This window comes from bacterium (assembly GCA_035559435.1).
In the GTDB taxonomy this organism is placed as follows: Bacteria; Zixibacteria; MSB-5A5; order WJJR01; family WJJR01; genus JACQFV01.
In genome coordinates this window covers 23592-42359 of sequence record DATMBC010000012.1, presented here as the reverse complement: position 1 = coordinate 42359, position 18768 = coordinate 23592, and the positions used below count along the sequence as shown (strand labels likewise).

Genomic DNA, 18768 nt, shown 5'->3' with positions numbered 1-18768 from the left:
GTCGGCGAAGGTGTCTACACGGGACAGCAGCGTGCTCCAGTCAAAGTGCGATCGTTCAATGGGGGCTTAAGCGGCGCGCCGTGGTTTGCCCGGACCGCGCCGTCCGGCCGGTTTGCTCGTACGGCGTCCATAACCGCCGCCGGCCGGTTTTGGTTTCGCCGGCGCCGCCGGTTTTGACACCGGGGCCGCGGGCACACGCCGTTTTTCCTTGGCCCGCGAGCGTTCCCGCTCCGCCGCCTTGCGTGTCTTGATCGCCGCAATCCGCTCGTGCAGCGGGATTTCCAGCTTTTCCGGCGCCTTGGCGTTGTAGTCGAACCCCGCCAGCGTCAGCCGCGGCAGCCTCTGTCCGACCGCCTTCTCAATCGCGCGCAGGTCGGACTCCTCCTCCGGCGCGACAAACGTCAACGCATCCCCGGTCATCGCAGCCCGCGCGGTTCGTCCCACCCGGTGGATGTAGCTTTCCGGCATCTCCGGCACATCAAAGTTGACCACATGCGACAGCGCCTCGACGTCGATTCCGCGCGCCGCGATGTCGGTGGCCACCAGCACCGGGAATTTCCCTTTCTTGAATCCCTCCAGCGCTTCGGTGCGCTGGTTCTGGCTGCGGTTGCCGTGAATGCGTTCGCAACGAACTCCGTGCTTCTGCAGGTACTCCGCCAGACGGTTGGCACGGTGCTTGGTCCGGGTGAACACCAGCGCGCTCTTGATCGAGCCCTGACGGATCAGTTCCAGAAGCAGGGGAGACTTCAAATCGCGGCGCACCGGATAGACCGCCTGCGCGATCCCGGTCGCCGGCGCCGACTTGCGGTCGATGTTGATCGCCACCGGATTCTTCAGCATCTCGCGCGCCAACTCGACGATCGGCGGCGGCAGCGTCGCCGAGAAGAACAATGTCTGCTTGCGCGGCGGCAGATGGTCCAGCACCCGCCGGATGTCGGGCAGAAAGCCCATGTCCAGCATCCGGTCGGCCTCGTCGAGCACGAGAATCTCCAGCCCGGCCAGCTTCGCGTACGGATACTGAAAGTGATCCAGAAGACGTCCCGGCGTGGCCACGATCACATCGACGCCCACACGGAACGCGTGCTCCTGCGGTCCCATGCCGACCCCGCCGAAGACCGCCGCGCTCGACAGCGGCGTGTGGGTCGCCAGAAGTTCCAGATGTTCGGCAATCTGCGCCGCCAGTTCGCGGGTCGGCGTGAGGATCAGCGCGCGTGTGGTGCGGCGACGCTTCCCCAGCAGTTGGTGCAGAATCGGCAGGACAAAAGCGGCCGTCTTCCCCGACCCGGTCATCGCGCAGGCCAGGACATCGCGTCCCTCCAGCGCCGGCGGGATGGCGTCGCGCTGAATCGGCGTCGCGGTGCGAAACCCCAGGTCGGCGACCCCGCGCAGCAAGTCGGGATGCAATCCAAACGAGGCGAAATCCCCGGATACGTCGATGGTTTTGGCGGCCGTGTCAGGGGCGGCCGCGGCCCCGGTCTTCGAAATCAATAAGCCTCACAGTGCTGTCTCCTCCGGCCGCACACCATGTGCGCCGCGGACAGACCAGTAAGTATACGGAAAACCTCCGCCGATTCCTCCCCTTATCTCTGCGTTCCTGCCGTCCACCGTCGACCGCCCCCATTCCGGGGGTGCCGGTCACGCCGCCGGGTAGGGTAGAGGCGATTGTCATCCGATTATGAAGTCACTCCTGTACGGCCAACTGGCCGCGGCCACCGGCGGCGTGTCGCTGGCCGCTGACACCGCGCGCGAACGTCTCGCCGCCCTGATCAACGAGCGCATCCAGCCGCCGACGCCTCTCTCGCTCGATCTGTTGCACATCCGCGCCCTGCGCGTCGTCTCCGATGGCATCAACGATCTCGGCGGCTGCTTCCCGCGCGATGAGCATGCCCGTCTCTGCGAACTGCTGGTCGATTCGCCCGTCCTGATCGGCCATGACCATCGCCGTCTGCCGGTGGCGCGCAATTTCGCCGCCCGTTGTGTTGACGATGGTAAGCGCGCCTGGGTCGAATCCTGGTTCTACTGGCGGCGCGGCGAGGGGCCGCTCCACGACCAACTCGCCTGCGACATCGACGCCGGCATCGTCAAGGAGGGCTCGATCGGGTTTGTCTTCGAACACCCCCGCTGCGCTCTCTGCGGGCAAGACATCCGCGCCTGCGAGCACATCCCCGGACGCGCCTACGACGGCGTCGTCGCCCACTACGAGTACCGCGGCATCCAGCGGGTGCTCGAAACCTCGCTGGTCTACCGCGGCGCGACGCCCGGCACACGAATCGTTCATTATCCGCTCTTCTCCGACCGGGACGCGGCCATTAACTCCGACCTTCCCACCCTTCTCCGGGTGTCCCCCTCAACCTCCCGCGCTCTGTCTGCCTACCACTGTCCCGCCCGTCACACCCCATGGCCGCGTCCGCAACTCCGGCGCGGCCATGGGCCCCCGCCGCAATGGGAGGCACAATGAACAACAACTGGATCAAGCCGCTGGCATCGATCGTGCTAATCGTCGCCGGCGCGCTGGCCGCGTACTACACCACCGTCTATGGCATCCGTCTGACCGTCAGCGAAAAAGCCGACCGCGCCACCGTCGAGCAGATCGACCGCCGCCTGGTCACCATCGAAACGCTCCTGCGCACCGACATCGCGCGCCAGACCGACCTTCTCGAACTGCGCGCCGCCCTCGACAACCGCTTGACCCGCATCGAGACTCTCCTCGAGTCGCGCTGACAGCGATGGCCGGTCTCCACCTCGCAACGCCGATCATGCCACACTCCGTCATTCCAGGCCGGCGCTCTTTGCCGGCTTGGAATCTTTGTTCAAGCCCCCACGCACCACTCCGCGTCATCCGTCATTGCGAGTCCCGCGCTCTTGGCGGGACGAAGCAATCTTTGTTTCCCCCGAAAGGACCACATGCCCGCCGACACCAACTGGGAGATCATCCGCTCCCGCCTTTCCGAACGCATCCGTCGCCGCTTCATCGCCCTGCAACGCCTCCAGGGCGGCCCGCCCGACCCGGAGGCTATCGACCAGGAACTGGATACTTGCGGCAATGACGCCGCCGCGCTCTGGGCCCTGGCCGAACGGGTCGACCGCGCGCTCGATGCCGCCGCCCGGCCGCGCGCGGCACGGCTCCCCATCCCCGGCGGGCCGACGGTCACCGCCAACCATGAATTCCGTACCCGCTGAGAGGAACCCCCATGCCCATCCGCGATCACAACCTCGACTCGATCGGCGAACTCTACGCCACCTTCAAAGTCAAGCAGACCGCCGGCGTCGATGACCTCGATGACTCCCACATCGGCCGCGCGGTCACGCTCACCGACTCCAATGAAGTCGGCCCCGGCGGCGACAACGCCGTGCTGATCGGCAAACTCATCGACCTGAGGCACGAAGACCGCGACACCGGACGCCGTCTCGCGACCGTGCAGATCGCCGGCGTCTGCCGACTGCCCATCGGTGCGCCGTTTCCGTCGGTCGGCGAGCGCGTCGTCTGCGCCGCCAACGCCACGGTCAAGCAGGCGCCCGGTCTCACCGGCAACGATCCCGCCGGCGGCACCACCGCCCGCGGCACCGTGCTGGCCGTCAACGGCGCCACCGATTGCATCATCCTGCTGAATTGATCCTCAACACACTCTCCACGCGCGCAAGGGGCTTTCAGCCGCTTGCGCCGCCCCAAGGACCCCATGGACCTCGATAAACTTCTCTCCGATCCACCCGCCGACCTGCTGGCGCGCGCATCCGCCGATCCGTCCGGTGGCCCCGTCGATCTGCGACGCGCCCGTCAACTGTCCATCACCCGCGACACCTACCTTGAAGCCGAGTCGCGCGGCCTGACCCTCTCCGAGCTGCTCGAGTCCCCCGACTTCGACCCCAGCCCCGCCGACAGCCCGCTGGATGCCTTCGAACGGCAACTGGCCGCGCGCGGACTGCGTGTCGGTGGATCCAACCCGGTCACCGTCGAGCTGTTCCATCGCGGCGCGCCGGCGCTTTTGCCCGAATTCATGATGCGCGAAATCCGCGCCGGCATGGCGATGCGGCCCGAGCTGGCCGGCCTGGTCGGCGCCACCTCGCGCATCACCGCCAGCCGCTACACCCCCTTCGATGTCGATGCCGCCGTCACCGATCCGAAATGGTCGCTGCGTCCGACCGGCGATGGCGCCCATGTCCCGGCGGTGGTGGTCACCGAACGGGTCAACTCGATCGACATTCCCGACTATGGCCTGGCGCTCAAGGCCTCGTACAAGGCCCTGCGTCACCGCACCATGCCGCAGTTCAAGGTGCTGCTCTGGTACATTGGCTACCGCATGCAGGTCGACAAACTCGGATTGCTGGTCGATGTCCTGCTCAACGGCGACGGCAACGACAATCCGGCCGACGTGATCAACACCGCCGTCTCCGGCGCCTTCACCTACGATGACCTCGTCGCCTTCTGGTCGGAACTGCATCCGTTCGAGATGAACACGCTGATCTGCGGTAAGGCGAAGCTGGCCGCCATCCTCACCATGGATGAATTCAAGGACGCCAACGCCGGGTTCCGGTTTCAGAGCACCGGCGAACTGGTCAGCCCGATCGGCGCCTCGCTGGTGCGCTCCGATGAAGTCCCCGCCGATCTGGTCATCGGCATCGATCGCCGCTTTGCCGCCGAGGAGGTCATCACCCAGCCGCTCACCGTCGAATACGACAAGATTATCGAGCAGCGCTTCGAGGAGGCGGTGATCTCCGAATCGGTCGCCTACGCCAAGGTCATTCCCGACGCCGCCAAAGCCCTCGACACCGTCTGGCCGTAGCGACCCCTCACCCGCCTCACGCCCATCGGCGTGAGGCGGCCTCTCCCTCAGGCAGAGGCGAACTCTTTTCCGTCCATGTTGAACTAACCTGCAGGGCGGGCCCCGCCCGCCGCCTTTTCTGCTTACATCACATTGACATTCGCTCTCGGGGAGGGCGAAGCCCGGAGGTGCTGGGCCTGCTCTTCTCGCGCCCCACGCCGCGCGCGGCTCGCCACCTTCGGGGCTCACCCTCCCCAAGAGCATCCGGTTCTTCTGAATAGGACGTTCACCTCCCCCTCTGGGGGAGGTCGCTCTGCGGAGCAGAGCGGGTGAGGGCACCCGCACACTCCGCAATCCCATCGCTCATGCACATCCTCCTCGACACCTCCACCGCCCAATTCCCCGCCGGTCTGCCGACGCAGAAACGGATCTTCCGTCTCGCCCACGGCGCGTATGCCGGACGGCTCCTCGCGCTGTTTGCGCGCACACCGTCCAATCTGGCCCTGTGCTGGTCCGATCCGCCGCATACCGCTTGGACCGACCCGGTCGACTTTCTCACCGAATCGGATGACCTGCCCTTCGATGCGGTGATCGATCGTGATGGCCATGTCACCGTCGCCTACACACAATCCGGAACCGCCGCGCTGCGTGTGGTCCGTCTCGCGCATCTGAATGGCGCCTGGGCGCCGCAGACCCCGGTCACGGTCTTCGATTCGGCGTCGTCGGCCAATCGTCAGCCGTCCATCACACTTGATGCTTACAATCGTCTCTGGATTGCCTGGGCGCGCGATGATGCCGGCGCCATCTCGCTGCGGGTGAAGTCCTCAAGCGATGACGGCGCCACCTGGGGCGCGGGCACGGCCGATCCGGGAACCGATCTGTCCGGCACCGTCAGCGCCGTCTTCCCACATCTTGCGCCGCGTCCGACTCATCTGCATTGCCTCTATACGGTGAACGGAACCGAGGCGCGTCATCGCCGCATCACGCTCGATGCCACACTCTGGGATCCGGCCGATCTGCTCTACACCGGCTCCGGTCTCGGCGCCGACATCACCGGCGCGGTCGCCGCCGATGGACGGCTCGGCGCGCTCTTTGCCGCCGAGGGGCAATTGGTTCTGAAGGAGTACGATGGTGCAACCTGGGGCGCCTTGCAGACCGTCGCCGCTCAACCCGCCGTCGCGCCCATCCTTCGCTATCTTGACTTGTTGCCCTACGCCTTCTTCCTGCGCAACGTCGGCGCCGATCAGAACCGACTCTATGCCACCCACCGCAGCGGCAACGCATTTGTGGCGCCCGAGCCGGTCTTAAGCGAACAGCCGGCCTTCGCCGCCGTCTTCTGTTTTGATTCCGACGCCCCCATACCCTTCGCCGACCTGACCGCGGCCGCCGCGTCGAGCTCCGTTGCCGATATCGTTCACCCGGCCTCCGGCGCATTGCTGGCGGCGGCGGGCGATGCGCTCTACCTGGGCGCCGCCGATCGCTTCGATTTCGTTCGCGTCATCCTCTCGCAAAGCGGCGCAGGCGGCACGGTGACCTGGGCGTACTGGAACGGCGCCTCGTGGAGCGAATTTGTCCCCGCCTCCGGCCCGTATCATTTCGACTCCGCCAATGCCGGGGTGCGTCTCTTCAGCGACACCCTCGCCATCCCCGCCGATTGGCAGAAACACACGCTCCAAGGCGCGCATCAGTTCTGGCTGCGTGCGCTGTGCGGCTCACCTTACGCCACTGTCCCAATCGGCACACAGATCACCGCCGTGACCGAACTGACCGCGGTCTCCATCTGATACCGCGCCACGCACAGAGATTCCCATGTCCTTCACCTCCCGCGATCTCGTACGCGCTCATCTCACTTTCGCCAGCCTCGGCGAAGTCCCGATCCGCGCCGTCCCGGTGGTGCTCAGCGGCGACATCCCCGCGGCGTTCCCGCATGCCGGCCTGGCGACTGGCTCGGTGATCGTCAAGGCCCCGCGCGACTTCGCCCCGACGCTCGAATGGCGAACGCTCGATGCCGGTTGGGCCATCCTCAGTCATGCCCAATTGATCCCAGGCACCGTGCTGATCGCCGCCGACAGTTCGCTCGGCCGGTGGTTCAGCGAGAATGTCGATTACATCGTCGACGCGCCCGGCGGACGGATCCGCCGTCTGGTTAATGGCGCGATCGCCGCCGGCCAGACCGTCGCCGTCTGGTATCTCCACTATCATCTCTACAGCGAGGGAGAGGACTATACCGTCGACACGGCGCGCGGCGAATTGACACGCCGCGCCGATGGCGCGATCGCCGATGGCCAGGAGGTGCTGGTCGATTACACCGTCGCCCTCGGCGCCGTCTCCGACACCATCATCGATCAGGCCATCGCTGAATCGGGGGAGCTGGCCCTGCAGATTGTCGCGCCGGTCTACCATGACGCTCCCGCGCCCGGGGTGGTGGTCGGCGCCACGCACCTGGCGGTGGCGCAATTGGCGCGCATGCGCGCCGCGGCCGTGCTGGCGGATGCGAGCACCGGCGCGCCGGCCGCACGCGCCGCCGCGCAACTGTGGCTGGAGATCGCCGCCCAATACGATCGCTCCGCGCGCACGTTCCTCTCTCGCTACGCCGCCCCCGTCGCCGCCCGCGCACCGCTTCAACGCGGATAAGCCCCATCGGCCCATCCGTCCCCTTGCCCCATGAACTCCACCTTCACCCTCCTCAACGCCCGTCGCGCCTGGCTGGTGCGCGACCTGGCGGTGCATGGCCAGTTGCACACCGACACCATCGCCGCGCTCGGCGCCGAAACCGAAGGAACCGGACGCCGCGTCGTCTTCTATCAGTTTGCGGTGGCCGGGACGCCGCAGGAGGTGGCCTTCGCGTCGCTGGTCGATCATCGCGGCAACCCGCTGCCGGCCACCATCGCCGCGCCGGTGGTGATTCCGATTCTCCGCAACGCCATCCCGGTCGCGCTGTCCGCCCCGCCGACACCGTCGGGCTTCCGCATCGCCAAGACCGCCGGCACCGCCGAGCTCGCCCTGGTCGACCTCTGGATCATCGAGGCCCGCGACTGACCCTTTCGCTTTCCGCATGCGCATCCATCTCGATGACTCCGCAATCGCCCCGCGCTCGATCGCGCGCGACCTGGCCGCCATCGAACGGTTGATCGAACGCTGCGAGCAGGAACTGGAAGGCGCCGAGTTGAATGTCAAACTCGCCGACTTTGTCCGTCTGCTCGAATTCCGCGCCAAACTCCAGCCGACCGTCGATGCCGAAGCCACCTTCTGGCGGCTGATCGATGAGATGCGCCGCGAGGAACTTGCGCGCGACACATCCGCGCCCGTCGCCCCGTCGGACAGGGAAGAAGACGCACGCTGAGCCGCGAATGGTTTTCCATCCTCTCACACCATTGCCATGCTGCCCCGCCTGATCATCGCCTTCCTGGCCTTCACCGCCACCGCCACGGCGGTCACTTTCGGCGATCCGACCGCCTACAGCACCAACTTCACCGTCAAAGATGTGGTCGCCGCGGTTGCCGGCACGCCGTCGCAATCCGGCCGCTGCGATTCGATCACCGCCTACCTGAAGTTCAACCTCGACTCCTGCAAGGCGCGCGCCGCGCTCTACACGATCGCCGGCTCCGACACCGTGCTGGTCGCAGGCGGGGTCAGCGTCGAACGCCGCTTCGCCGCCAACGCCGCCTTCATTTGGCAGGGCTTCGCCTTCGCCGATCCCAAGCCCGCCATCAATGCCAACACCACCTACCTGATCGCCATCTTCGCCGACACCGCCGGCGCCACCGGCGCCGGTTTGGCGCGTGTCGGCGTCAGTTCCGGCGGCGCAACGCTGGTGTCGAAGAATGCCAATTACGAATCCGGCGTCCCCGTTACGCTCAATCCCTCCTCCGGCGCCGCTAGTTTCCGCATGTCGATCTATGTCACCTACACACCAACCCTCGGCCCGCCCCCGCGCCGTCGTCTCATCGCCACCCCGCGCTGAGTCCCGCGCACGTTCATCCTCGGGACCAGAAAACCGGGCCGGATCTCAGACCCGCCCCTGCGATGGATTGCGAATCGAGAACCGAACGCCATGCGCATACTGTTAACACTGCTGCTGCTTCTTCCCGCCTTGCCCGCTCACGCCGTCATCCTCAACAACGCAGGCACAGCCGCGCAGGACTCGCTTGCCATCACCTTCCAATGTCTCGACTCCCTCGGACGGCCGGTGGCGCTGGCGGCCGGGGATTCGATCTACCTGCTGGTCTTTGGGCCGTCGGGCGCGCTCTGCCACCGCGACTCGATGGCCCACAGCAACGCCCGGATCACCGCCGCCGACTGGGAGGACTTTGATCGCGGCGAGGCCTACACCTTCCGTGACGCCGTCGCCAACCTCGATGGCGCCGGCACCAACGGTATCTATCGCTATGTGCTGACCGTGCAGGACAACACCGGCGCCGACCTCGAGACCGCCTGGCATGGCGCCTTCACGCTCTACACCACCGCCGATTTCACCGACTACCTCGATGACCAGTACTTCAACTCCAACTGGAGCGACAGCCAGCGCGACTCGGTCCTGCGTTCGTTGCGCTGGAGCGAGGGGAATTCGCTGGCGCGCCTCGGCGATGTCGGGCTGGGCGCCGGGACAAAGTCGCTGGTCGTGTATCTGATTGACACATCGGGCGTCGATGACACAATCCCCGACGTTCTCGTCTCGCTTAAGGATGCCGGGCAAAGCGCCAATCTCGCGCAGGGGAGAGCCCTGCCGCCGGGACGAATTGTCTTTGCGGTGAACGCGGCGACCGCCTACGTCGCCGTGCCGGCGCTCGTCGGCTATGTGTGGCCCATCACGTCGCTTACGACAACCGCCGGCGCGTCACCGGACACTCTGCTGATCTTGGGATATAATCTCGACCCCGGGACACCGGCGACCGCGTCATTGTGCCGTGTCTATGGCTGGGTGCAGGATCTCTCCTCCGGGCAGATCGCCGGCGCCGAAGTCCGCGCCCGCATCGCCGAAACGCCCCTCCGGTACCAGGGCATCATCATCTCCCCCTACGAACGCCGCACCACCACCGATTCGCTCGGCTATTGGTACCTCGATCTGTATCCCAGCGAGCTTCTGACACCGGACGCCACCCGCTACGAATTCGAGATCCGCTACACCAACGGCGCGATCCTCCGCCGCAAGATCACCGTCCCCAACACCACCACCTGGCTTCTGACTTGGTGAGAGGCGTCTGCCCTGCGTAGCTCTAGCGAAGCAGGGTGGCTGGTGACAGGGTTGGTAATTCCTTTGCGGGGAGCGAGCGTACCCTGGCTTGCTGCTTGGTCGATCTGGGCGCAAGAGCAGCTCGGCGCAGCGTCACACCCAAGGCCACACGCCCTGAAAAATCCCGCACTAAGACGGGTTGCAACGTAAGTCTTACGGAACGGCCATGGAGGCAAATGAGTCTGTTGCGGAGGGTATTGGGGATGCCGAAGAATTCACCGAGAGCCGGCGTACATTCATTGGAAGACCTTCATAATTTCAATGAGGAATTCATACCATCGAAGGACATTGAGTATCGATGGATTTATGAGCACGCATTGAAGTGTCACTCGATAGCCCGTGAAGCCCAAACGAACGTCTGGTCAAAAGCCGATCGTGCCGCCGGCTATGCCGTCGCAGTCATTTCAATCCTCGCGGCCGCGATGACTCAGCTGCCAGATCATAACACGAGTCACCTTATTCTGGTGCTGTGGATTGGAATGGCGCTTGCTGCGGTGTCGGGCGCCCTCGCGCTACGGGCACAGACACCAAGGAAGCGGCCAGCACTACCCGACATCATCGACATTGACCGGATAGCAAAAGCATACGGACCTGACTATGCGTCAAATGAGGTCATGGGCAAGGTCGCAGCGGCGATCTCCGAGTCTGCACATGCCCGTGCCGAAGACACTCATAGCACAGGAGCTGCCGTCCGGCGTGCGTACTGGCTGCTGTATGCCGCAGCTATCTGGGTGTTGCTGGCCTTCCCGCTCGCATGGTCACTTAAGTGATTTTTGACCGAGCCGGGGGCACAAAGGCCTCCGTCACCAACTGACCTTGTATCCCCTGTACGGGTGCTGGTGGAGGTGGCGGAGGTGGTGGCGACGGAGGCGGCGGCGGTGACGGTGGCGAGGCTTGATCTCTAGTTTCTGACATACCACGATTCCTCCTGAATTCTCATGAATAGAGTTGGTGGGGAGTCGGTAGAAACGGCAAGCAGCGCGGGGCCGATTCGCATTCGCGAACCTTTATCATTGCCTCTAAACGATCCTTACCCGCGACTCAGACTCCCCTCCAGACTTTGACCAACCCCCAAGTAGATGGGGGCCGTAGATTCGGTAGACACCAAAACGCTACGCACATGGTTCGGTACGCGACTGCCCCCCGGGCAGTCATCCGCCATGAACTTGTCGTTCGCGTGCCCGTTTCTGATCCGTCCCAACTCACAGCCCTTTTCGAGTCACGCTACGTGTCTACTCACGTAGGCACTACCGTGGGACGGCAAAAAGAGCGCTTGGAAGAATGCGCTCAAGTGCTTCACCCCCTTGGGTCCCCGCCAGGGTATTCTGGCGGTAACACGGGCCTACCTACAAAGTCCCGCTCGTCATCGCAATCACATTCTCACAAAATCGAATCACTTTGTGCGCCCTTTGGTGCTACAGCATTTCCCCCTGCTTGCTCTTATCCCCGGTCTTCTTTCGCGGCGCCTGCTTGAAGGTCTTGTTTGTGTGGTGTGGGTAGTCGATGCCTTTTCCGTCTAGCAGCTCCTCGATTGTCAGGATCTGCAAGACAGGATGCTTTGTTCCCCACGGCGAATTGTAGAATCCCGCGCTCGCCGCTTCAGAACGCATCGGCTTGGTCGAATCCTCAAGAGTGATGAGGACGCCGATTGCGGCCTTCTCGCGGTCAATGACTCCCCGAAGGTCGCGAACATCTTTGACCGAAACCCCACCGCTCTTCACAGACAGAATGATCTGCTTCGTCGTGCCTTTCGGACCTTCATCGTGGAAGTAGAGGCGACCATCGATCCCCTGATCCGCGCCCCTCTTCTGCTCGATGGGCCTGGCGTCCACCAGACCAAGTGCCCACCATTGGAATTGGAAGCGGTCCGCCACGGCGAGCGCTTGAGCATCCGCGACCGAAACTGGCTCTCCGATGACCTTGTACTGGACCGAATCCCCGAATGAATCATGCAACCGATGCCGGATCAGAGTAATCGCCAAGTGAGTGATGTCTATGCCGATCCAGCGCCGCTTGAGCTTCTGAGCGGCGGCGATTGTTGTCCCGCATCCGCAAAACGGATCGAGCACGGTATCGCCCTCGTTACAGCTCGCCGACAGGATTCGCTCTAAGAGCGCTTCCGGCTTTTGGGTGGGGTAGCCGAGTCGTTCAGCAGCTTGAGAATTGATCGGGGGGATGTCGGTCCAGACACTTGTAACGGGAGTGCCCGTCATTTCGTCCAGATAGCGCTTGTACTGGGGCATTCCCGACTTTGAATAAACGAGCCGTCCTTCATCATGCAAGCGCTGCATTCTCTCCTTTGTCCAGCGCCATACGCGCGTCAGCCCGTTCCACTCATAGGTTAGGTTTGGGCGATTCGGATTTGGATTCAGGCAGTTGTCGAGACGGTACCGCCTACCGTTGTCGGTGTCGATACGATTGTAATGACTCTCGAGGTACTTCTCGTTGTGCGGGAGAAACGATGGATTCCAGCGTGTCGCGGATTTGTCCCGAGCATAGAACAACAGAACATCATGGGAGCTCGCGTATCGAGTGAATGCATGTCCCTTCGGCGTAGACCGCTGCCAGATAATCTCGTTTAGGAATTGGTCCGGTCCGAAGATAGAATCCATGAGCATCTTGAGATAATGGCTGGCTGTAGGATCACAATGCATATAGATGCTCCCCGTTGGCTTGAGCACTCGCCGCAATTCGACCAATCGCGGGGCCATCATCGACAGATACGCGAGCATGTCCGTATCGCCGAGAAACGATCGGAATCCCAACAGAGCCCGGGACACCTGCCCTCCGCGCTCCACAGTCTCTTGAAACGCCAAGGCCGCCGCTTCATCCCAGCGCCACGTATCCTCAAACGCTTTGATCTGGGACGCCGCTCGAGAACCGTCCTGTTCCTTGAACAACACGTTGTAATCCTGCGCACTGTTGAAAGGTGGGTCGAGATAGATCAGATCCACCGATTCGTCAGCGATGTAGCGGCGCAGAATTTCGAGATTATCGCCGTAATAGAGTGTGTTGCCGTCTGCCATGTCGCCTCTCCGACAAAAACAGCCCCTCGCAGGCAAATTCGTCAAGCACGATTTCGGTGCCGGCGATCAGTTTAGCATTGGCCGATTTGAGGCCTCCCAATCAAGTCCTTGTTCCTTCGCTTTGCCGCACAACTTCGGATGGAGATAGTGCTGCATCGACTCCGCCGCCCCGGCCCGATTCCCCCGGACCGGGGCGTTTTTTTTTGGATTTCGCGAATTTCCACTGACAGGTTCTGTCACACCCCCTGCCTATCCTGAAAGCGCGCGGCAGGGAGCGGGGAAGAATCGGACCTGAACTGCCACCTGCACGCGTGGCACTACCAAGGGCGGCCCCTCGTACCGACGGGGGGCCGTCCGGGTCATTTCGTGCCCGCCCGCCGGTATGCTGCTGCGCCACACGGCGCAACCGCCTTCCCGTCAATCCCGATGGCGCCGTCGTGGGCCACTCGATGCAACGCGCCCTGTTGTCCCGGTAGGGTGGGTGCGTTTTCTGCACTCTCCGCTCTCGCTGGCATGCATACAACGGTGCGTGCCCTTCGTGAGCGCAATCACCCTCCGAGCTGATTCTGTCAGCTGTCGTGCAGTGCAAGCGGTCCCATGTCGGACCGGCACGGTTCGATAGCGTTTTGGATCATGCGACCCACCTACCTGTTCAAACCCGACATCGCCGACCGTCTCGCCTCCGACTGGCTGCTCCTCTGGCCGCCTCTGCGCGAGGCATTCATCCGATTCAGCGCAGCGTGTGTCCATGAGCTGGGCGCCCCACCGCTGGTCATCACCTGCATCGCCCGCACGGATGCTGAGAATGCCCGCCTCGGCGGCCATCCGGCATCGCTCCACCTGGCCAGACCCTGCCGCGCGATCGACATCCGACGGCGTGGATTCGACCGGTATGCCGCATCGATGAAATCGCTCTGGCAAAGCCGGGGGGAGGGGTGGGATTTCGTCATCGAAGGACCGCCGTATAATCGGCGCGCGCCGCACTTTCATCTGGAAGCCGGCGACCAGAGGCCTCGCAGACACCGCGGCTACGACTTTACCCCGCCCCAGCGAACGAACAGCACCGGCACCAGCACCATGTTCAAAAACGTCGATGTCAACAGCCCGCCCAAAATCACCTGCCCCATCGGGCTTTGAATCTCGTTGCCGGGCTGGCCGCCGGCGATCACCAATGGAATCAGTGCCAGCCCGGCCGACAACGCCGTCATGAACACCGGCCCCAGCCGCTGCAGCGATCCGGTCCGCACCGCCTCGGCCAACGCCATGCCCTCGTCGCGCATCAGGTGCTGGTAGTGTGTGACCAACAGCACGCCGTTGCGCGTTGCGATGCCAAAGAGCGTGATGAATCCGACCAGCGTCGCCACGCTCAACGTCTGGGCCCCCATCGCCACCGCGACGATCCCGCCAATCAACGCCAGTGGCAGATTGACCAGCACAATGAGCGTGTGCCGATGATGGCCGAAGGCCCGGTAGAGAATCGCATAGATGGCCACCAGGATGAGCGCCGCCAGCGCCAAGAGGTTGCGCACGCTTTTGGCCGCTTCCTCGAACTGGCCGCCGAACCGGATGTGATATCCCGGCGGCAGGGCGATGTCCGCGTCGATGGCGGCACGCGCCCGCTCGACCGTTCCGGCGAGATCCGCTCCCTCGATGTTGGCGGTCAGCATCGCGACCCGCTGGACATTCTCGCGCCGCACCAGACTGGGGCCCAAGTCGAATTGCACCCGTGCCACATCCGCCAGACGGATCGTGTGCCCCGCGGGTGTGACCACCGGCAAGTCCCCCAGCCGCTCGCGCTCGGCGCGCAACCGCTCCGGATAACGCACCACCACCCGCGAGGCGATTCCATCCTCGACAATCTCGCCCGCCTCGGTCCCCTGATAGAGGGCCTCGATGGTCTGCGACAAATCCGCCGCCGACAGCCCGTGACGCGCCATCGCCGCGCGGTCGTAGGCGATCATCAGACGCGGGATGCTGGCCTGCTCGGTGTTGCTTAAATCGACAAGGCCGGGAATTCCGGCGAGCGTCGCCTCGGCCTGCGCCGCCAATCCGCGCAGGACCGACAGGTCCGGCCCGAAGATTTTCACCGCGAGGTTCGATTTGCTGCCCGAGATCATGTGATCGATCCGGTGGCTGATCGGCTGGCCGAAACTCACATTCGCCCCGGGGATCGTGGCCACCGCCGCCCGCATCGCCGCCAGCAGTTCCTCCTTGCGGCGGCCGGGTCGCAGGACCACTTCCATTTCCGAGGCGTTCACACCCTGCACATGTTCGTCCTTTTCGGCCCGTCCCGTCCGACGGCTGGTCGAAACCACCTCCGGGAATCCCAGCAGGGCCGACTCGATCTGCTGGCCGATCGCATCGCTTTCCGCCAGCGTGATCCCCGGCACGCTGACAATGGCCACCGTAAGCGACCCCTCGTTGAACGGCGGCAGGAAGCTGCGGCCCAGCGACGGGACCAGCGCCAGCGCCGCCGCCAGCATGGCGACGGTCGCCCCGATGACCCAGCCACGCCGCCGCAGCGCCACATCCAGGGTGCGCGCATACAATCGCTTCAGGCCGCGCATCAGCGGCGGTTCATCCTTGCCCAGCGACTTGGCGTCGCGCAGCAGATAGTAGCAGAGCACCGGCGTCACCGTAAGCGAGACCACCAGCGAGGCCGCCAGCGCCGTGACATAGGCAATCCCCAGAGGCCGCAACAGCCGCCCCTCCATCCCCGGCAGGAAGAACAGCGGGACAAAGACCAACCCGATGATCAACGTCGCAAAGAAGATCGCGCCCCGGACCTCGGAGGAGGCGGCGTAGATCACCTCGATCGCCCCGCGACGCGCCGTCTCCGGCAGCGTCCGGTTCTCGCGCAGACGCCGCACGACATTCTCGACATCGATGATGGCGTCATCCACCAGCGCCCCGATCGCGATCGTCAGGCCGCCCAGCGTCATGGTGTTGATCGACAGACCGAACCACGCCAACGTCAGCATCCCCGCCACCAGCGACAACGGCAGTGCCACCGCCGAAATCAGCGTGCTGCGCAGATTGCCCAAAAACAAAAGCAACACCCCGACCACCAGGATGGCGCCGTCACGCATCGCCACCAGGACATTGTGAATCGCCACGGTGATGAAGTCCGCCTGGCGGAAGTTCTCCTTCTCGATCACCACACCTTCAGGCAGCGACCGCGCCAAGGCGGCCAGCGTCTCATCGATTGCCCGCGTCAGCGTCAGCGTGTTGGCGCCGGGTTGTTTCTGCACGCTGAGGATGACGGCCGGACGCGCCCGGTATGAGGCGGTGCCGCGCTTGGGTTCGGCGCCCTCGCGCACCGTGCCCAGGTCGCCCACCCGCAACGGCACGCCGTCGCGCACACGCACCACCGCCGCCGCCAGATCGTCGACATGCCGCGCCCGCGCCAATCCGCGCACCAGATACTCCTGCCCCTGGTCGATGTGGAACCCCGCCGCCGGGTGCGCCGAGGCCTCCTCCAGCGCATGCGCCACCTCCTCGACGCCCAGACCGTGCTGGATCATCCGCGCCGGCTCCAACTCGATTTGGAACTCGCGGACATCGCCGCCGATCGGCGTCACCTGCGAGATGCCCGGAATCGCCAGGAGCCCGCGACGCACCGTGGTCTCGGCGATCAGGCGCAGGGCCAAAGGCGACACGGAGTCCGAGGAGGCGGTCAGCGCGATGAAGGTGATCTCGCCCATGATCGAACTGATGGGCCCCAGTTGCGGCGGCTCCAGCTCCTCGGGCAGCGAGGCCCGCTGCACCCGTTCGGCCACCACCTGACGCGCCCGGTAGACATCCTCGCCCCAGGCGAACTCCACCCAGATGACCGAGATCCCGTCGGCCGACACCGAACGGACCCGTCTCACTCCCGGCGCGCCGTTCAGCGCCGACTCCAGCGGAAAGGTGACCAGCGCCTCGATCTCTTCCGGCCCATACCCCTGTCCTTCGGTGATCACCGTCACCGACGGCGCGGTCAGATCGGGGAAAACATCGACCGGTGTTTCGAGAATCCACAGCGAGCCGGCCAAGAGCGCCAAGCCCGCCCCCAGCAGCGCCAGCGCGCGGTGCCGCAACGACAAGGCGATCAGGCGATTGAGCAACCCGCGCCCCGTCTCCCGTCCCTGGTCTCCGCTAATGGACATGGCCCTCGATTCCTCCGGAGGACAAAAGCGATGCCCGCCGGATCATCGCGCCGCCGCGAGTGACCAAACGCATCCCCGGCGCGATTCCCTCGACCAGCGCCCAGGTTCCCTCGCGTCCCCGCACATGCACCTCGTGACGCGTGAACGCTTCCCCTTCAATCTGGCAGTAGACCACCGTCGTGCCGCCGTCGTCGACCAGCGCCGCCGCGGGGATGACCACGCCGCTGTCGCGCGCGGCCACCGCGATCGCCGCCTCCACCGCCGCGCCCAGACGCAGCCGCTCATCCACCGGGACGATCTCAAGAAGCGCGGTCACCGTGCCGGTGGCCGGATCGACCGCCGGCGACAGCGCGACCAGTCGCAGCGCATCACCCACAAATGACAACGGCTCCGCCTCGCCCGGCAGACGCAGATGCAGCCCGGTGACCCCGGCGCTGACCGCCGCCGCGCCCGCCGGCGGCAACGCCGCTTCCAGCCAGACCGGAGCGGTCTTCACCACACGCAGAAGCGAGTCGCCGGCGTCCACCGCCGCGCCCGCCGTCACCCACACCTCGGCGACCGCGCCCGAAAGGGGAGAGGCGACCAAAATCTCCTCCGCCGCCGAGGATTCCACCAAGGGCTCCAGCGCCGCCACCCGCGCGCGCAGCGGCTCGACATCCGCCTCGCTCACCGCGCCGGTGGCCCGTAGTTTCTCCGCGCGTTCCAGTTGCAGACGCGCCAGCGCCAGCTCGCTGCGCAATTCCGAGATTGACTGTTCGGCGCTGGCGCGGGGACGCAGACGCAGAAGCGGTTCCCCGGCGCGCACACGCAGGCCCGGATACCCGCGCCAGTCGCTGTCCACCACGCCGTTGACCGGCGATGAGACCACCACATCCCCGCCCGCCGCCGGGCGCAGACGCCCCGCGCCGATCACCGTGCGGCGTATCGCGCCGTGCCCGGTCCATGCCGTCGCAAAGGATGTCTTCCATTGCTGTTCTTTGAGGAATCCCACCGGCGCCGAGCCGCCCGCGCCGTCGCTCGATGGTCCCGGCGGCGGCTCCACCAGCCCGCCCGGTGATGCCGCCGTGCCCACACTCACACGGCCCGATGGAATCAATTCGTCGCGTGCGGCGGTCTGGACACGAAAGAACAAATCATACTCGCCCGCCACGGAGGGAGCGATGTCGATGGAGAAGATCCCCGCGCGCAACGCCTCCTCGCGCACAAAGACCTCCTCGGTCCCGCCGGCGGACCGCAGGATCGCCGCGACACGTCCCTCCACCAGCGGCTGGAAGCCATCGAGGATCGTCACATGCGTGTGCGATCGTGACACCGCGCCGACCACCAGCGGTTCGGCTTCGGCGAAGATCTCGAAGTGCTCGCCCCAGGCGGTCACCGCCCAGTTTTCGGTCTCGGCCGCCTCGCCGCCGTGCGCATGCCCGCCGTCGGCTTCGTCGTGTTCATGCGCGCATGACACGGCCAGGAGTCCCAGGACAACGATCAATGTTCGAAAGACTGCCCGCACAGTCATCTCCTTGCAGCCATCACCGGGATGGCGGTTGCCCCGCGCTCCCAGGGAGAGCGCAGGCGCTGCGATGCGGTCCGTGCCGCCGCCAGGGGCG

General features: G+C 65.0%; 17 protein-coding genes. 13 read left to right on the top strand and 4 right to left on the bottom strand.

All coding sequences use genetic code 11. The features are described 5' to 3' along the window. Window positions 1–66: 66 nt before the first annotated feature. A complete protein-coding gene (locus tag VNN55_00885; protein ID HWO56100.1) occupies window positions 67–1488 on the bottom strand; it encodes a DEAD/DEAH box helicase in 1422 nt (473 codons plus the stop codon). Between the two features lie 187 nt (window positions 1489–1675). Between VNN55_00885 and VNN55_00880 the strand changes: the two genes are divergently transcribed. The 12 genes from VNN55_00880 (at window position 1676) to VNN55_00825 (ending at window position 10763) form a co-directional block, all read left to right on the top strand. Further along, window positions 1676–2458 (top strand): hypothetical protein, encoded by a 783-nt coding sequence (locus VNN55_00880; GenBank protein ID HWO56099.1) that lies wholly within the window; start codon window positions 1676–1678, stop codon window positions 2456–2458. Next, complete coding sequence (locus VNN55_00875) at window positions 2455–2721, top strand: hypothetical protein (GenBank protein HWO56098.1); 267 nt, start codon at window positions 2455–2457, stop codon at window positions 2719–2721. The genes VNN55_00880 and VNN55_00875 overlap by 4 nt, the downstream gene beginning before the upstream one ends. 183 nt (window positions 2722–2904) lie before the next feature. Beyond that, window positions 2905–3180, top strand: coding sequence for a hypothetical protein (locus VNN55_00870; GenBank protein HWO56097.1), 276 nt, complete (start codon window positions 2905–2907; stop codon window positions 3178–3180). A gap of 11 nt (window positions 3181–3191) precedes the next feature. Next, entirely contained in the window at window positions 3192–3614 is a 423-nt protein-coding gene (locus VNN55_00865; protein ID HWO56096.1) for a hypothetical protein, read from the top strand. Between the two features lie 63 nt (window positions 3615–3677). After that, complete coding sequence (locus tag VNN55_00860) at window positions 3678–4781, top strand: hypothetical protein (GenBank protein ID HWO56095.1); 1104 nt, start codon at window positions 3678–3680, stop codon at window positions 4779–4781. 308 nt (window positions 4782–5089) lie between these two features. After that, window positions 5090–6544 carry a hypothetical protein gene (locus VNN55_00855; protein ID HWO56094.1) on the top strand — a complete coding sequence of 485 codons (1455 nt, stop codon included), beginning with the start codon at window positions 5090–5092 and terminating at the stop codon, window positions 6542–6544. A gap of 25 nt (window positions 6545–6569) precedes the next feature. Further along, window positions 6570–7394 carry a hypothetical protein gene (locus tag VNN55_00850; GenBank protein HWO56093.1) on the top strand — a complete coding sequence of 275 codons (825 nt, stop codon included), beginning with the start codon at window positions 6570–6572 and terminating at the stop codon, window positions 7392–7394. Between the two features lie 30 nt (window positions 7395–7424). After that, window positions 7425–7799, top strand: a complete 375-nt coding sequence (locus tag VNN55_00845) for a hypothetical protein (GenBank protein ID HWO56092.1) — start codon at window positions 7425–7427, stop codon at window positions 7797–7799. A 16-nt stretch (window positions 7800–7815) separates the two neighbouring features. Further along, the gene (locus VNN55_00840; GenBank protein ID HWO56091.1) at window positions 7816–8103 is read left to right on the top strand and encodes a hypothetical protein; all 288 of its coding nucleotides are present in this window, start codon (window positions 7816–7818) and stop codon (window positions 8101–8103) included. A 36-nt stretch (window positions 8104–8139) separates the two neighbouring features. Then, a complete protein-coding gene (locus tag VNN55_00835) occupies window positions 8140–8724 on the top strand; it encodes a hypothetical protein (protein HWO56090.1) in 585 nt (194 codons plus the stop codon). Window positions 8725–8814: 90 nt separating this feature from the next. Next, the gene (locus VNN55_00830) at window positions 8815–9954 is read left to right on the top strand and encodes a hypothetical protein (GenBank protein HWO56089.1); all 1140 of its coding nucleotides are present in this window, start codon (window positions 8815–8817) and stop codon (window positions 9952–9954) included. 242 nt (window positions 9955–10196) lie between these two features. Further along, a complete protein-coding gene (locus tag VNN55_00825) occupies window positions 10197–10763 on the top strand; it encodes a hypothetical protein (protein ID HWO56088.1) in 567 nt (188 codons plus the stop codon). Between the two features lie 645 nt (window positions 10764–11408). Here VNN55_00825 and VNN55_00820 read toward each other — a convergent pair. After that, window positions 11409–13019 (bottom strand): DNA methyltransferase, encoded by a 1611-nt coding sequence (locus tag VNN55_00820; protein HWO56087.1) that lies wholly within the window; start codon window positions 13017–13019, stop codon window positions 11409–11411. A 633-nt stretch (window positions 13020–13652) separates the two neighbouring features. Here VNN55_00820 and VNN55_00815 point away from each other — a divergent pair. After that, complete coding sequence (locus tag VNN55_00815; GenBank protein ID HWO56086.1) at window positions 13653–14156, top strand: hypothetical protein; 504 nt, start codon at window positions 13653–13655, stop codon at window positions 14154–14156. Here VNN55_00815 and VNN55_00810 read toward each other — a convergent pair. Together VNN55_00810 and VNN55_00805 are read right to left on the bottom strand one after the other, a co-directional pair. Then, window positions 14048–17167: an efflux RND transporter permease subunit gene (locus VNN55_00810; protein ID HWO56085.1), complete on the bottom strand. Its 3120-nt coding sequence runs from the start codon at window positions 17165–17167 to the stop codon at window positions 14048–14050. The two genes, VNN55_00815 and VNN55_00810, sit on opposite strands and share 109 nt — an antisense overlap. Beyond that, the gene (locus VNN55_00805; protein HWO56084.1) at window positions 17157–18671 is read right to left on the bottom strand and encodes an efflux RND transporter periplasmic adaptor subunit; all 1515 of its coding nucleotides are present in this window, start codon (window positions 18669–18671) and stop codon (window positions 17157–17159) included. Before VNN55_00805 ends, VNN55_00810 begins: the two co-directional genes overlap by 11 nt. Between the last annotated feature and the right edge of the window lie 97 nt (window positions 18672–18768).

What these genes read in the sequence shown, in the direction of transcription:
- VNN55_00835 (HWO56090.1), top strand. Translation starts at nt 8,140, where the DNA reads ATGCTGCCCCGCCTGATCATCGCCTTCCTGGCCTTCACCGCCACCGCC.
- VNN55_00865 (HWO56096.1), top strand. Translation starts at nt 3,192, where the DNA reads ATGCCCATCCGCGATCACAACCTCGACTCGATCGGCGAACTCTACGCC.
- VNN55_00825 (HWO56088.1), top strand. Translation starts at nt 10,197, where the DNA reads ATGCCGAAGAATTCACCGAGAGCCGGCGTACATTCATTGGAAGACCTT.
- VNN55_00815 (HWO56086.1), top strand. Translation starts at nt 13,653, where the DNA reads ATGCGACCCACCTACCTGTTCAAACCCGACATCGCCGACCGTCTCGCC.
- VNN55_00875 (HWO56098.1), top strand. Translation starts at nt 2,455, where the DNA reads ATGAACAACAACTGGATCAAGCCGCTGGCATCGATCGTGCTAATCGTC.
- VNN55_00860 (HWO56095.1), top strand. Translation starts at nt 3,678, where the DNA reads ATGGACCTCGATAAACTTCTCTCCGATCCACCCGCCGACCTGCTGGCG.
- VNN55_00820 (HWO56087.1), bottom strand. Translation starts at nt 13,019, where the DNA reads ATGGCAGACGGCAACACACTCTATTACGGCGATAATCTCGAAATTCTG.
- VNN55_00810 (HWO56085.1), bottom strand. Translation starts at nt 17,167, where the DNA reads ATGTCCATTAGCGGAGACCAGGGACGGGAGACGGGGCGCGGGTTGCTC.
- VNN55_00880 (HWO56099.1), top strand. Translation starts at nt 1,676, where the DNA reads ATGAAGTCACTCCTGTACGGCCAACTGGCCGCGGCCACCGGCGGCGTG.
- VNN55_00870 (HWO56097.1), top strand. Translation starts at nt 2,905, where the DNA reads ATGCCCGCCGACACCAACTGGGAGATCATCCGCTCCCGCCTTTCCGAA.
- VNN55_00850 (HWO56093.1), top strand. Translation starts at nt 6,570, where the DNA reads ATGTCCTTCACCTCCCGCGATCTCGTACGCGCTCATCTCACTTTCGCC.
- VNN55_00840 (HWO56091.1), top strand. Translation starts at nt 7,816, where the DNA reads ATGCGCATCCATCTCGATGACTCCGCAATCGCCCCGCGCTCGATCGCG.
- VNN55_00845 (HWO56092.1), top strand. Translation starts at nt 7,425, where the DNA reads ATGAACTCCACCTTCACCCTCCTCAACGCCCGTCGCGCCTGGCTGGTG.
- VNN55_00830 (HWO56089.1), top strand. Translation starts at nt 8,815, where the DNA reads ATGCGCATACTGTTAACACTGCTGCTGCTTCTTCCCGCCTTGCCCGCT.